This window comes from Pseudoalteromonas sp. T1lg65, assembly GCF_051930985.1.
Classification (GTDB): Bacteria; Pseudomonadota; Gammaproteobacteria; order Enterobacterales; family Alteromonadaceae; genus Pseudoalteromonas.
Map to the genome: position 1 here is coordinate 1,699,137 of NZ_CP196837.1, position 14,742 is coordinate 1,713,878.

Below are 14,742 nucleotides of genomic sequence, written 5' to 3' on the forward strand. Positions count from 1 at the left end.
TCTAGCAGTGCTCGGCGAGCTTAAAAAGCTTTTAATACAGGCAATAGCCGCTAATTCTTGGTTATTTCTACAACGTGATTATGGGTGTTGTCTACTACCCAGCGAATATTAAAATCGTATAAGGTCATACCGTAGCTTTGTTGGTCATCACGTTTCTTTTTGTACGCTGGTCTGGGATCTTGTTTTAGCACGTTGCTAATAAAGGTTTTAAGCTCTGGATAGTCTTTTTGATCGCTGATAAATAATTCAGCCTGCTCATCGAATGTCACTGTCATTTCTGTTTCTGGTCGTGTATCTGCAAAACCAGCAGAAGCGTCGGTTAGAGCGTCCGAATAGGGCAAGTAGGGTTTGATATCAAGCACAGGCGTACCATCTAACAAGTCGATACCGCTGAGTAACAAACGAAGTTGACCATTTTTATATTCCACCCCTTCTAGCTTAACCGCACTCATGCCAATGCCATTGGGACGAAACGTGGCCCGAGTTGCAAACACGCCTTTTCGCTCGTTGCCACCTAATCTAGGTGGACGCACTAACGCTGAATAGCCTTTTTCTGCGGTTTCGTGAAAGCGAAAAATAATCCATAAATGAGAAAACGCTTCGATGCCTCGGACAAATTCTTCACGGTTAAATTCGTCACAAAACCTCAGCTCAGCCTTGGCCTCTGATACTAGTCTTGGTTGCCTAGGTATGGCGAATTTCTGTTTGTAGGGCGAGTGAATATGCCCAATGGGGGAAAGAGTGTAGTTGTCCATAGCGCTACCGAGGAAAGAAAATATCGCGCAGTTTACTACTTACCAGCACACAATTCCAACGCTACGCTGAGGTAAAGCGCGCCATCAATAAAGCGCGTTTAAAGCAGGCGATGTACACCTAAACCCAGTTGAAACTTTCTCACTAGCAGTTTCAGCATACAATAGCGACAATAGGTATTTAAATTAATAACTTAAGAAAGGAAAGTGATGAAAACGCTCGTTAGTATCTTAATCATTATGTTCTCGCCATTGGTGTTGGCAAACCCATTACTTGGCAGCTGGGAGTTTGTGAGTGGTGAATATGCCACAGAAGGTGGCGTGGTCAGCGCCAAAGCGCCACAAGTGACGTCGATAAAGCTAATCACCAAAACCCATCATAGCTATATCACTCAAGCCGCAGGAAAATTCAAATATGCTGGTGGCGGCAGTTATCATCTTGATGGCAATAAGTTTGTGGAAACTTATGAATATGGCAATGTCGATTCTTTATTAGGTAGAACGATGGCATTTACCTATAAAGTAGAGGGAAATTTGTGGCATCATGAGCTCTATGAAAACGGAAAGTTTGTAGAGAAAGAAATATGGCGAAAGGTCAAATAATTCCAAAAACAATGCGTTATATCTCCTTTGATCATTCAACCTTAAGTATTGCCAAAGGAGAGACACCATGTATCGGCGCTGAAGAAGTGCTCATTCAAGTTGTTGCATTTGGTGTTAATCGAGCCGACTTATTACAGCGCCAGGGAAAGTATCCGGCTCCCGCTGGAGATAGCCCGATTTTAGGTCTAGAAGTTGCGGGTATAGTCGTCAAGGTTGGTGATGCAGTATCGCAAAGTTGGCTGGGCAAATCGGTGTTTTGCTTAACCGCCGGCGGAGGCTATGCTGAATATGCCAAAGTCGATGCCAAGCAGTTAATGGAAATTCCAAAAGGTCTGTCTTTTACCCAAGCTGCTGGTCTTGCTGAAGTCTACTTGACGGCCTTTGATGCTATTGTTAGGACAGCACAATTATCCGCGGGGCAAGTCCTATTGGTTCATGGTGGTGCGTCAGGCGTTGGCAGTGCTGCAATTCGGCTTGCCAAAAAATACCGCGCTGTCGTAGTCACCACACAAAGCAGCGACGAAAAATCAAACTATGCCCGTCAGTTGGGGGCGGATCACACCATTAATTATCGCCAAGAAGACTTTTCAGAAGCGATGAAATCGCTGGGCCTACAAGCCAACGTTATTCTTGATCCTGTCGCCGGTGACTATTTAAGAAGCAACTTACGTTGTGCCGCCCTGGATTGTCACTGTATTGTGTTAGCAATGCTCGGTGGTAGGTATAGCGAAATTGACTTTGCCAAGTTACTGGCCAAACGGTTTAACCTACACGGTAGTACCTTAAGAAATCGCAGTATTGCATACAAGCGCGAGTTGGTCGCTGCCTTTAGTCAAGACGTTTTAGCGGATCTACACCTGCCTGAAATGGCGATTCCAATCTACAAAGCACTAGATTGGCACGATATCGAACAAGCACACGAGATACTGCAAGAGAATAAAAATCTTGGCAAGGTAGTGGTAAGGATCAGCGATTAAGCAAAGCTTATTGTGGTATAAAACCGCTCAGCCCAACCGTAATATGCACTTTCAGCGGTCACTATTAGCTTGATAATCAAACTATTAAAGTTAGTTATATCAAAGGAATATAGCGTATACAAAACAAACACCAAGTGCTAAGGTTTGGCTGTCTAAAAGGAATAACAATGGATTATTAGCATGTCATCGGCCATTCAAAACTATATAGATACGCTCTATGCTGGAATCGATATTGATCCTGTTCACAAGCAGGCGTGTTTAAAGCATTGTCTAGATAGTCGCGATATTTATGCTTGGGTCTATACCAGCGAACTCAATAACAATGATTTATTTCTCCGCCGTCTAATAGGTATAAAGAAGCCAAGGGAATTACAAATTCCCATGCATCAACCTGACAATAAAGAAAAATCCAATTCAGTTAAATTGTTTATCCCTGAAGTCTTGTCTAGTGAAGCAACTGAGCGAGTATGCAATCAGCAAGATGTTGACGCCAAAAAAGCGCAGCATGATAAACTTATCGCTCTCAAACTAAGTGAATTAACTCACTACAAAGCAAGCAAAATAATTAATTTTTCTAAACATGCTGGTAGCAGTCCTGTTTGGGTGAATGACAATCCCATTAGTTATATCGAAGAGTTTCATCAAGAGGTTAAAGAGCATCTCAACCTAACAAAAAAGTCTGCGAAAGGTCATCAAAGTACTCAAAGCGACAACGCTCATACCCTAAAAGTATCAAACGACCTAATTAATGCGCTCCACCAAAGGGGCGATAACGACGCGCCCAAGTGTGGTGAGTTACTGATGAAACTCAATAAGCCAGAAGCGTTTTTTCCGCACCAGCATTTTGAGGGGGAACAGCTGTACGCCTCCCTTTTTATTACAGATATCAGTATTCATTGCTTTGCAACGGGCGTAAAAATGCTATGTATGTCTGTGAGCTACCAAAATTTAGTGATAAAGCAAGGTGAAAAGCTCACTAGAGCAGCGTTAAAACTTGAAGACATAGCCACGCTTAATGAAGTACTCAGCAACACCTATTTGAACAAAAACCAAGCTCAAGTGTTGTATGCAGAACCACAACAAGGCCAAGGTGTATTTTGGTTGCAGCTATTAACAGCCTTGCTGGGGCTTGATGAGTCGGCTGAGCAGCCAATTGACTGTGAATCAATACGCAGACACTGGGATATTCCAAGGCCATTTACCTATACCATTGTACATATTGGCAAAGAGCAACGAAAAACAGTCAATCGACTGCATGACGAATTGAAGCTTGATTATTTACATAGCTTACAGAGTAAGCTGGCATTTCAAGAAGACCTAAACTATTTCAGACGGGACAAAAGTCAACTGGTTACATTAGGTGACAGCGATATACGCCATCAGTTTTCTAGGCAAGGCGGATGTACATTGCTTAACCCCAATCGCTTACTTGAACATAAAGAACTCTTTTTTCAAAATTACATTGCTAACAATGGTAATCGCTATACAGCTATTGCTTTGCTGGCGTATGCCGAGTACTACTTTTTAATCACCATGCAAAACCGCTTAGCTATGCCAGCAACAGAGTCGCCTTGCGCCGAGGTGTTAGACAGGCTGACCCAACAATATAAGCTGTTAACCAGTCATAGGATCAATTACCGCTTTGCGGAAGTAAGCCGCATTGACACACATAACCGTGCGTATGAGTGTTGGGATAAAGTATTGACCATTTCTCGGTTGCATAAATACTTGGGTGAGGACATTCAAGATTACCGCAATGTTATTGAGCTTTACCATCGTCAACAAACCGCTGAACATGAACAACAAATGCAAGAAATTGCACGTCAGCGCGCAGAACAAGAAAAGCGCCATGATAAAAAAATTAAACGTATCGCAACCATGGGCACCGCATTGATCTTTTTGGCTGGGGTTTTTGGCACCAATTTTTATGAAATGACCTCAATGCACAACGGCGGCCCTGTGGTGTTTTTTTCCAGCGATTGGCACGCCGTGTTGATAGGGCTGGTTATTTTGGCGACGACTTGGTTTGTTACCTTGAATAGCCATAAACGTCGAGCTGCTACTCAAAGTTTTAAGCAATTGTTGGATAACTACCCTAATGCAACAAAATACGCGGCTATCGGGTTAGGCTTGATTTGTATTTTTGGTTGGGGTTATCAATTTTGCCTACACCTGTTTGGTTTTATCCTGTCCAAAATATCGTAAATTTCCACAGTGAAGCCTTACAAAAAAGCCCTCTGCAATAAGCAAAGGGCTTGTTACTAGGGGTAACCTTCACAATTTCTTGAAGTCACCTGAACATGTGTTCGATTCTTTTTCCTCAACCCATCAATTTCCACAGTGTTTATTTGCACTATATCCAAACCACACGCCTAAACGGCGGGGGTTAGTGCAACCGAAAGTATGTTATTTACAGTCGTAAACGGCCTTTGTTTCTACTGCCTAAATGGCGGGGGTTGATGCAACATGGGCAAACGTTCAATTTACCAGACTACCTCATGTTTCTACTGCCTAAACGGCGGGGGTTGATGCAACCCCAGAAATTCTAGCCCTTGTATAGCGTGGCCTGCCAGCGTGGTTTTGCTGAACCTCCTTGGGCAAGTTGCCAAAAAGTCGTTTATACCCCATATTTTCGCTCCTATCTCTCAACAATCACACTTAACCTATTGATTTTATTGGGGTGTGAACCAAATTGCCTGATTTTCACTTAAGTTATTGTAAACAGTCATTTTTTAAAATTTACCGAATGCGGGAAATAGGGTGCGCACAAATTCGCTGATGGCGTTATTCAAATTGTTAAAGAACCACACTTAACCTATCAGTCATGGGTAAATAATCAAGCTGAATCATCGGCTTTGCTAACTGATCATTTTTTCTCGATTAAGCTGTGCAGTCACGTTTTCTAACACCACATATAGCCCCATTTTTAGTCTAAACAGCTTGGGGGAATGTTACGTTAGTATTCACCGCGAAGAAATGTACATACGTATGTTTCTACTGCCTAAACGGCGGGGGTTGATGCAACCAACATCCAATAGCTTTGGTAGACTTTGATAATATGTTTCTACTGCCTAAACGGCGGGGGTTGATGCAACATCAAAGTTCTCACTTTATTACTGAAGTTTACAGTTTCTACTGCCTAAACGGCGGGGGTTGATGCAACTCTAAACAACAGCTTGCCATTTACGAGTTCTCCAGTTTCTACTGCCTAAACGGCGGGGGTTGATGCAACAGTATCCTATCAGAGAATATTTGAAGGGGCCTTTGTTTCTACTGCCTAAACGGCGGGGGTTGATGCAACTGTGGATTATCTAAAATTTTTTGTGGCAATAATTGTTTCTACTGCCTAAACGGCGGGGGTTGATGCAACAAAAAAAATGGAAAACGCAACAACAATAGTAGTTTGTTTCTACTGCCTAAACGGCGGGGGTTGATGCAACCCCAGAAATTCTAGCCCTTGTATAGCGTGGCCTGCCAGCGTGGTTTTGCTGAACCTCCTTGAGCAAGTTGCCAAAAAGTCACTTTTACCCCACATTTTCACTCCTTTCTCTCAACAATCACACTTAACCCATTGATTTTATTGAGGTGTGAACCTAATCGGCTGTTTTTCACTTAAGCCATTGTAAAGCAAGCACTTTTCAAGATTTACCGAATACGGGAAATAGGGTGCGCACAAATTCGCTTATGGCGTTATTCAAATTGTTAAAGAACCACACTTAACCTATCAGCCATGGGTAAATAATCAAGCTGAATCATCGGCTTTGCCAACCGATCAATCTCTTTCACGACTAAGTAGTGCTGTCACGTTTTCTAACACAACTTATAGTTTTATCTTAAGCATAAACAGCGGGGAATAAGGCAACTGGCATATTTTGTATTTTGGATAGCATCAATAGTTGTTTCTACTGCCTAAACGGCGGGGGTTAGTGCAACCAATAGATATTGGTCATAATTTCGAACATTATCTGTTTCTACTGCCTAAACGGCGGGGGTTAGTGCAACAAATAATGATTTTTCTATTTCCAGCATATTTAAGTTTCTACTGCCTAAACGGCGGGGGTTAGTGCAACCCCAGAAATTCTAGCCCTTGTGTGACGTGGCCTGCCAGCGTGGTTTTGCTGAACCTCCTTGGGCAAGTTGCCAAAAAGTCGTTTATACCCCATATTCTCGCTCCTTTCTCACAACAACTCCACTTAACTCATTGATTTTATTGGGGTGTGAACCTAATCGGCTGGCTTTAACTGAAGCTATTGTAAAACAAGCACTTTTTAAATTTACCGAATACGGGAAATAGGGTGCGCACAAATTCGCAGATGGCGTTATTAAAATTGTTAAATAACCACACCTAACCTACCAGCCATGGGTAAATAATCAAGCCGAAACATCGGCTTTGCCAACTGATCAATCTCTTTCACGACTAAGTAGTGCTGTCACGTTTTCTAACACAACTTATAGTTTTATCTTAAGCATAAACAGCGGGGAATAAGGCAACTGGCATATTTTGTATTTTGGATAGCATCAATAGTTGTTTCTACTGCCTAAACGGCGGGGGTTAGTGCAACCAATAGATATTGGTCATAATTTCGAACATTATCTGTTTCTACTGCCTAAACGGCGGGGGTTAGTGCAACAAATAATGATTTTTCTATTTCCAGCATATTTAAGTTTCTACTGCCTAAACGGCGGGGGTTAGTGCAACCCCAGAAATTCTAGCCCTTGTGTGACGTGGCCTGCCAGCGTGGTTTTGCTGAACCTCCTTGGGCAAGTTGCCAAAAAGTCGTTTATACCCCATATTCTCGCTCCTTTCTCACAACAACTCCACTTAACTCATTGATTTTATTGGGGTGTGAACCTAATCGGCTGGCTTTAACTGAAGCTATTGTAAAACAAGCACTTTTTAAATTTACCGAATACGGGAAATAGGGTGCGCACAAATTCGCAGATGGCGTTATTAAAATTGTTAAATAACCACACCTAACCTACCAGCCATGGGTAAATAATCAAGCCGAAACATCGGCTTTGCCAACTGATCAATCTCTTTCACGACTAAGCAGTGCTATCACGTTTTCTAACACAACTTATAGTTTTATCTTAAGCCTAAACAGCGGGGATTAAGGCAACTGGCATATTTTGTATTTTGGATAGCATCAATAGTTGTTTCTACTGCCTAAACGGCTGGGGGTAATGCAACAAGCTGTACATCAATCAGGAAGCCAAAACTCGTTGTTTCTACTGCCTAAACGGCGAGGGGTAATGCAACCATACCTAGCTGATGATATGCCATTTGCTAATGAGTTTCTACTGCCTAAACGGCGGGGGTTAGTGCAACTAAATGTGTTGACCGAGACTGAAAATAAAGAAGATGTTTCTACTGTCTAAACGGCGGGGGTTAGTGCAACTAATCGAACGCTGCGATATTTCTAATGGAGATGAGTTTCTACTGCCTAAACGGCGGGGGTTAGTGCAACTAGCTACCAGATTAGAAAAACCATTTGAACTTTTGTTTCTACTGCCTAAACGGCGGGGGTTAGTGCAACACAAGAGCTAGTAAATTTGCTCTACGAAATAAGTGTTTCTACTGCCTAAACGGCGGGGGTTAGTGCAACCCCAGAAATTCTAGCCCTTGTATAGCGTGGCCTGCCAGCGTAGTTTTGCTGAACCTCCTTGGGCAAGTTGCCAAAACGTCGTTTTTACCCCATATTTTCACTCCTTTCTCACAACAACTCTACTTAACCCATTGATTTTATTGGGGTGTGAACCTAATCGGCTGGCTTTAACTGAAGCTATTGTAAAACAAGCACTTTTCAAAATTTACCGAATACGGGAAATAGGGTGCGCACAAATTCGCTGATGGCGTTATTCAAATTGTTAAAGAACCACACCTAACCTACCAGCCATGGGTAAATAATCAAGCCGAAACATCGGCTTTGCCAACTGAGCAATCTCTTTCACGCCTAAGCAGTGCTATCACGTTTTCTAACACAACTTATAGTTTTATCTTAAGCCTAAACAGCGGGGATTAAGGCAACTGGCATATTTTGTATTTTGGATAGCATCAATAGTTGTTTCTACTGCCTAAACGGCTGGGGCTAGTGCAACTTAACCATGCCAATCACAGAGGAAACAGCATGAGTTTCTACTGCCTAAACGGCGAGGGGTAATGCAACTTCAAAACCAATCAATTGGCTGCCAGAATGTGAAGTTTCTACTGCCTAAGCGGCGGGGGGTAATGCAACTCAAGACAAATAAAGAGGATGATAGGGTTAATTTAGTTTCTACTGCCTAAACGGCGGGGGGTAATGCAACAACTGCGACGAGGATTTTAACCTAGCTGTTTTAGTTTCTACTGCCTAAACGGCGGGGGGTAATGCAACAAAAGATAGTGGGAATTACAATTGAGTCAATAAGTTTCCACTGCCTAAACGGCGGGGGGTAATGCAACCCCAGAAATTCTAGCCCTTGTGTGGCGTGGCCTGCCAGCGTGGTTTTGCTGAACCTCCTTGAGCAAGTTGCCAAAAAGTCGTATTTACCCATATTTTCACTCCTTTTTCACAACAACTCTACTTAACCCATTGATTTTATTGAGGTGTGAACCTAATTGCCTCTTTTTCATTTAAATTATTGATAAGCAAATACTTTCCCAATTTTACCGAATACGGAAAATAGGGTGCGCACAAATTCGCTGATGGCGTTATTCAAATTGTTAAAGAACCACACTTAACCTATCAGCCATGGGTAAATAATCAAGCTGAATCATCGGCTTTGCTAACTGATCATTTTTTCTCGATTAAGCTGTGCAGTCACGTTTTCTAACACCACATATAGCCCCATTTTTAGTCTAAACAGCTTGGGGGAATGTTACGTTAGTATTCACCGCGAAGAAATGTACATACGTATGTTTCTACTGCCTAAACGGCGGGGGTTAGTGCAACTTACACCGTGATGTTAAAGGACAGAGAATTAGTAGTTTCTACTGCCTAAACGGCGGGGGTTAGTGCAACGTTTTCCAGCATCCTACGTAAAAGCAAGCTAGAGGTTTCTACTGCCTAAACGGCGGGGGTTAGTGCAACCCTTTGAGAAGTTCTTCAAAGGGCAATCTGAAGGAGTTTCTACTGCCTAAACGGCGAGGGTTAATGCAACCCTTACAAATTCGAAGTATCCGAGAGTGACTTTAGTTTCTACTGCCTAAACGGCGAGGGTTAATGCAACCCCAGAAATTCTAGCCCTTGTGTGGCGTGGCCTGCCAGCGTGGTTTTGATGAACCTCCTTGGGCAAGTTGCTAAAAAGTCGTATTTACCCCATATTTTCACTCCTTTCTCACAACAACTCTACTTAACCCATTGATTTTATTGGGGTGTGAACCTAATCGGCTGTTTTTGAGTTAAGTCATTGTAAAACAATCACTTTTCAAAATTTACCGAATACGGGAAATAGGGTGCGCACAAATTCGCTTACGGCTTTCGTCAAATTGTTAAAGAGCAAAAACTACACTAGCAAATAAAGCAACTAAATTAAATGGTTAACTGCGTGTTAGAACGTAAAAATCGCTAAAAAATATAGGCGCTGGGAAATTGCGCGATGGCTTCTCCTTGCAGGTTCATTGAGCGTTTTAATGTACTGGTGTTTAGGTGATAAAAGCGGATATCCCAGTCACCGTCAAATTGTGTAACTAAGGCTTGTAGCTGGGTTTTTAACGCCATAAATTGGCTGTCATTGTCGAGTTTTATTTCAAATACCGAGTATTGCACGCGCTCGCCGTATTCAAGCAAAATATTGCCTACTTTTCGCCGTAGTGTGTCATTTTCAATATCAAAGCATACGGTGTACAACAGGCTCATTTTAGCCTCCACGGGGTGAAGTGTTCGGCGTTGCCATTTAGCCAATTAATTAAATGACTATTTTGGCAGGTGATGGCATCAAGCACACTGTATTGCTGGTTAAACTTGGGGGATTGCAGCGCCTCAATTAAGTACTGGCTCCAGCGTTTGCGGGCGTCATGATTGATTTGGCAAAATTTACCTTGTTGGCTAAAGTCGGTGGGCTTGATTTGCCCAAGCTTAATACTGGTGAGCATGGTACGCTCAACAATAAAGCGAAATGGCTCCATTAAGTCACTGGCTAACGCGCTATGTTGGCCCCGGGTTTTGTGCAAACCACCTAAGGTGGGGTTTAAGCCTTGTGCGCGAACTAGGCTGTCAACATGAGCATAGAGCATGCTGTAGCCATACGAGAGTAAGCTGTTTACTGGGTCGTTAGGTTGTTGCTTTTGGCGGTGTGTAAATTCAAAGCCTTCGGGTAAGGTGCTGGCTATTTCTCTAAAATAATGTTTGCTGGCGCTGCCTTCTAACCCCAAAACTTGTTGTGTGCTGTTGGCTTGCTGTAGTTTTTCAAGCGTGTGTTTAAGAGGCGCAGTATTGAGTTGGCGCTGCCTTAACACCTCCATTTGGTTGGCTATTTTGGCGCTGATCAACTGTTGGCTAAAACAGAGGCGTTGTTCTGCTTGACTTAATACCGACGCCTGAATTAACTGCTGTTGGTACAACTTATGCGCACCATTGGCTTGGCCAATAAAGTTACCAAAGCCGTCGGCAAAGTACACATGAATGTGCTTTTTCATCAGTCGTATGAGTGCCGGCGTGGTGATATGGTGGCTACCAAATAGTATTAGGGTATCGATGTGTGCTAAGGGCAAATACATGACGTTATCTTGTTGTGCAATTTTAAGGCGTCTTCCTTGGCAGGAAAGTACCGCAACTTGCCCGGTAATACATACCACTTGCGGGGCATTGTCAAAAAACAAGGCGTTATTCTTAGGTGCGGGAACGGCTTCAACGGGCTCGCTTTCGTTGTGCTGCGGCTTAATCGGAATAACTAACTCATTGATAAAGTAATACCCTAAAAAGTTAAACCCTTGTTGAATGGTGGTAATACGGGTTTTTTGTGGGTTTAGGCTTAAGCCTTGTTGTTGCAATACCGCCTGAACGAGCGTTTTGGCGTGCTCGGCCTGTTGTTGGCTTTTGCACAAAATTAAAAAGTCATCGGCGTAGCGTACTAGTTCTAAGTTTTCATGGCTGATCACATCATCAAATTGGTCCAGCATCAGGTTGGCGAGCACTGGGCTAAGAGCGCTGCCTAAGTTCAGCCCAGTGGGTGGGGTGTTTATTTGTAGTTCGGTATTTGGGTCAATCTCGGCATTGAGCATTTGTGCGACTAGCGGCCAAAGTGGATCGTCGCCATATAAAGCCACCAGCTTATCGATCACTTGCTGGGTACAAATACTGGCAAAAAAAGACTTAATGTCGGCATCGAGTACCGTGGTATATCCTTGGTGCAGTAGGTGTTGAATACGGTATTTTGCGTTGAGCCGTGAATGCCCTGTGCGATACCCATAACTGGCTTTGTTGTATAACTTGTCTAGGGTATTGGATAGCCATAGGCTTATCGCTTTGTGGGTTACTTTATCAATAAAGTTAGGGAGCAGAAGCAGGCGTTCTTTTTGTCCGGGCTTTTGTAACAAGCGCGGGGTTAAATAACCCGGCTGATAGGTACTAGTGTGAATGCTGTGATGCAGTGCCTCTAACTGATCGGGGCCATATTGCGCTTGCTGTACTTTGCTGAGCTTTTTGTACTCATGTTGCCAAGCGGATGACAAGTTTTGGTAGCTTAAAACCGTTTGCAACAGGGGCGTGGGCCGCTTGATCTGTGGTAAGCTCGATTGCCCTTGTGTGCCTACTAATTTGTAACGGCCCATACCAAAATTGCGGTTTTGTCCCAGCCCAATATATTGACCCAAGACCAAATACACCCATAAGTCGTAGTTTAATGCGCCACAATTAAGGGTTACGGTGCCAACCAAGCCACCCAATTGCTTTTGTTTGCCATGTGGGTTGGTGTAACTGCAATCAACCCAAGACAGGTGTGTTTTAATAGGCGTTGCAGGTAGGTCAACCCGAGTCGGGCGTGCTAAACCTAGGGTGCTACATAAAGACGCAAAGGCGTCAAAACAACGGTTGAGTATTAGCTCGCCGGTCAGTTCACTCCCGTTGTTATACAGAGTTTTGCTCTGTGGTTTTGACAAACGCACCGGGCTTAAAAACGTCAGGCTTATTTCCTGTTGCTCTGCTGCATACTGTTGCCATTGCTCTGCCTCCGACAAAATCGCACCGTGGTCGAGCGTGGCCGCGTGCATTGGGTTGGCAAGTGGTGCGTCAGTTAGGCCGTCTTCAATATTTACTAAGTGTAAGTTGTCTGCAAGTAATCCGTGGCACTTTGCCGCTGTTGCTGAAAGGGGGAGCTGAACGAATTGATCCACAATGTGGGCTAATAAATGTTCATCAAGATTCAGCGTGATGAAGTAAAAACAAAAATGCTGCCCAGCCTCGTAATCACATTGGCCGCTTTGTGGTGTGTGAATGAGTATGCGATTTTGCTGTGCTTCAGAGATGTTGAGCAAGGTGCGTAAAAAACTACTTACCAAAGGTTGGTGAAAAAAGGGCAGTGACACGTGCGCGTTAAAACACAAGGTCACTTTGTACACTCGAATAGGATAAAAACTCATAAGTTAGGCATGTTCCTCAAAATCAACAGGCGCATGTTTAAGCTGGGTGATTAGGCCGCCAATGAGTTGAGTGAAAAGCCGATATGGCGAGTCTTTAACTTTTACATCTAATTGCGAATAGAGATCGGCGAAGGTTTTGTGGGCGAGAAAACTATATTCACCCGTATCACTTTTATGCCACAAGTCGGCATTAACAAAACTTTGTATTGCCGCTTGCAGTTTTGACTGACTTAAGTAGCCATGGGTAATGGTATTGCGTATTGCCTTTGGGTTACTTAAGTCGGTTGGGTCGCCGTTGCCACGCAGTGTTGACTCGTAATTTTTCAACAGATGATTGGGCTGATATGCCAGCGGTTTGCCGCTGGTTGTGGCAATGTGTAAGCTGCAAATAATATCTAGCGCAGCTATACGTCTTTGCTCATCTTGGTTTTCAAACAAATAAGTTTTCACCGTTGATACTTTTTTGTTGCTTAAATGTGCAAGGGTATCGCTGAAAGGCTTTTGCAACTGGCCGTTTTTGGTTGTGGCAATGCCGTTGTATGCGGTTGAAAACAAGTCTATTAACTGAGGTTTATCACCCAGTTTTATTACCAAATCAGCGTATGCCTCGTTAGCAAAATCATAATTCACTTCGCTTAGGCAATTGGCGAAGTAGTCTTGCAGCATAATTTCGCTAATGTCACAGGTTAAACGAATGGCGTCTTGGTAATTGCCCATTTTTAATGCGGCTTCTAGGCGAAATGCACACCACAAACTATTAGGTAAACTTCTTTCATCTTTTAACGGCAGCGGGCAGGCTAAGGCCTCATTAAGTTGCTCAATGGTGTATTGCCCTTGCAGCCAAAAATTAGCAGCTTGAATGGCCCTTGCCCATGCATGGTCACACTGGTTACGATTGCCAGACTCTGGCGTGAACGCTTCGGCGATTGCCGCCGCCCCTTGTAAATTGCCTTTTTTAAGCAAGCCAATGATCTGTTTGCGTGCTCTAAAGGAGGTATCGGGGCTAGGGTATCGACTGGCTTGTTCAAATGCAGAGCCTTTTCCTGTTCTTTCTCCACGTTTTTCTGGCTCTGTCCAAGTCATAAGATGATCAGCATACAGATCACACAAAGCTTCAATTTGTGGCTTGTAGTTACCAGCACCGCCACCTGGTGAATAGAGTATGGAAAGCGGAGTATTCGGTTTGGTATCTACCAAACGTTGAATAACACAACAGATATTCTCAAGTGCTTTTCGATTTACTGGGTCATCTTTTCCGCTTCCGTAGAAATTCATTTTTCCATTAATGTAGTTAAGCACATAGCTTCCCTCGCCAAGTGAGATCGTTGCGTCTATTATGCCTTTATATGGTAGCTTTAGTTCATCGGCAAACCATTGAGCAATAATGGGGCCATAAGCATAGGGTTCTCTTTTCCTGTCTCTATCTTCTTCGTCTAACTCATTTCGATCCGTGTTGAGTATGATGATGGTATTGGGCTTAGGGCCCTTATAATCTGGGTGCTTTAGTTCTTGTAGCAGAGCAATAAGTTTTACTGGAATGACTTTATCGGCGTATTCACTTTGCAATTGAGCACTCTGTTTGTTACTAGCTCCATTTGGTTCACAAAGGGCTGCTGGATCTCTTTTCTTCCTGGCTAATACCGCTGCCTCTTGTGCTGCTTTTTGTAATTCTAAGGCGTGTTCTAACGTTACCGTTTTAGGCGCGTATTGGGCTTTTTCGTTGCCTTCTCCGCTTAGGTAATGTCTGCTAAAAGTATCAGGTAATTCGATAAACTTACCTTGCTCGTCAATAATGGCTTTTTTTAGATCGGTTCTACCGATCGTGATTATGAGTACGGTATTTTCACGCATT

Annotated in this window: 7 protein-coding genes and 4 CRISPR repeat arrays; of the genes, 3 read left to right on the top strand and 4 right to left on the bottom strand. The window is 43.3% G+C overall.

Features of this window, described 5'->3' with window-relative positions; all coding sequences use genetic code 11:
* Positions 1-50 precede the first annotated feature (50 nt).
* Entirely contained in the window at positions 51-755 is a 705-nt protein-coding gene (tsaA, locus tag ACSLBF_RS07320) for a tRNA (N6-threonylcarbamoyladenosine(37)-N6)-methyltransferase TrmO (RefSeq protein ID WP_440055951.1), read from the bottom strand.
* 207 nt (positions 756-962) lie between these two features.
* Between tsaA and ACSLBF_RS07325 the strand changes: the two genes are divergently transcribed.
* The 3 genes from ACSLBF_RS07325 (at position 963) to ACSLBF_RS07335 (ending at position 4,537) form a co-directional block, all read left to right on the top strand.
* Positions 963-1,355: a hypothetical protein gene (locus tag ACSLBF_RS07325; RefSeq protein ID WP_440055952.1), complete on the top strand. Its 393-nt coding sequence runs from the start codon at positions 963-965 to the stop codon at positions 1,353-1,355.
* Positions 1,337-2,332: an NAD(P)H-quinone oxidoreductase gene (locus ACSLBF_RS07330; protein ID WP_440055953.1), complete on the top strand. Its 996-nt coding sequence runs from the start codon at positions 1,337-1,339 to the stop codon at positions 2,330-2,332. Before ACSLBF_RS07325 ends, ACSLBF_RS07330 begins: the two co-directional genes overlap by 19 nt.
* Positions 2,333-2,512: 180 nt before the next feature.
* Positions 2,513-4,537, top strand: coding sequence for a hypothetical protein (locus ACSLBF_RS07335; RefSeq protein ID WP_440055954.1), 2,025 nt, complete (start codon positions 2,513-2,515; stop codon positions 4,535-4,537).
* Positions 4,538-5,322: 785 nt separating this feature from the next.
* Positions 5,323-5,773: a CRISPR direct-repeat array (repeat unit 35 nt).
* 1,715 nt (positions 5,774-7,488) lie between these two features.
* Positions 7,489-7,939: direct repeats of the CRISPR family, unit length 35 nt; unit sequence GTTTCTACTGCCTAAACGGCGGGGGTTAGTGCAAC.
* A 457-nt stretch (positions 7,940-8,396) separates the two neighbouring features.
* Positions 8,397-8,775: a CRISPR direct-repeat array (repeat unit 35 nt).
* A 454-nt stretch (positions 8,776-9,229) separates the two neighbouring features.
* Positions 9,230-9,541: a CRISPR direct-repeat array (repeat unit 35 nt; unit sequence GTTTCTACTGCCTAAACGGCGGGGGTTAGTGCAAC).
* A gap of 338 nt (positions 9,542-9,879) precedes the next feature.
* Here ACSLBF_RS07335 and cas2 read toward each other — a convergent pair.
* From cas2 to ACSLBF_RS07350, 3 genes are read right to left on the bottom strand one after another with little or no spacing between them, the layout of a single operon-like run.
* Positions 9,880-10,170 carry a CRISPR-associated endonuclease Cas2 gene (gene cas2 / locus ACSLBF_RS07340; RefSeq protein ID WP_440055955.1) on the bottom strand — a complete coding sequence of 97 codons (291 nt, stop codon included), beginning with the start codon at positions 10,168-10,170 and terminating at the stop codon, positions 9,880-9,882.
* Complete coding sequence (cas1, locus tag ACSLBF_RS07345; RefSeq protein WP_440055956.1) at positions 10,167-12,890, bottom strand: CRISPR-associated endonuclease Cas1; 2,724 nt, start codon at positions 12,888-12,890, stop codon at positions 10,167-10,169. Before cas1 ends, cas2 begins: the two co-directional genes overlap by 4 nt.
* Positions 12,891-12,893: 3 nt before the next feature.
* Positions 12,894-14,741: a hypothetical protein gene (locus ACSLBF_RS07350; protein WP_440055957.1), complete on the bottom strand. Its 1,848-nt coding sequence runs from the start codon at positions 14,739-14,741 to the stop codon at positions 12,894-12,896.
* Between the last annotated feature and the right edge of the window lies 1 nt (position 14,742).

Coding starts and splice junctions, on each gene's coding strand:
- tsaA (WP_440055951.1), bottom strand. CDS start 755: ATGGACAACTACACTCTTTCCCCCATTGGGCATATTCACTCGCCCTAC.
- ACSLBF_RS07325 (WP_440055952.1), top strand. CDS start 963: ATGAAAACGCTCGTTAGTATCTTAATCATTATGTTCTCGCCATTGGTG.
- ACSLBF_RS07330 (WP_440055953.1), top strand. CDS start 1,337: ATGGCGAAAGGTCAAATAATTCCAAAAACAATGCGTTATATCTCCTTT.
- ACSLBF_RS07335 (WP_440055954.1), top strand. CDS start 2,513: ATGTCATCGGCCATTCAAAACTATATAGATACGCTCTATGCTGGAATC.
- cas2 (WP_440055955.1), bottom strand. CDS start 10,170: ATGAGCCTGTTGTACACCGTATGCTTTGATATTGAAAATGACACACTA.
- cas1 (WP_440055956.1), bottom strand. CDS start 12,890: ATGAGTTTTTATCCTATTCGAGTGTACAAAGTGACCTTGTGTTTTAAC.
- ACSLBF_RS07350 (WP_440055957.1), bottom strand. CDS start 14,741: ATGCGTGAAAATACCGTACTCATAATCACGATCGGTAGAACCGATCTA.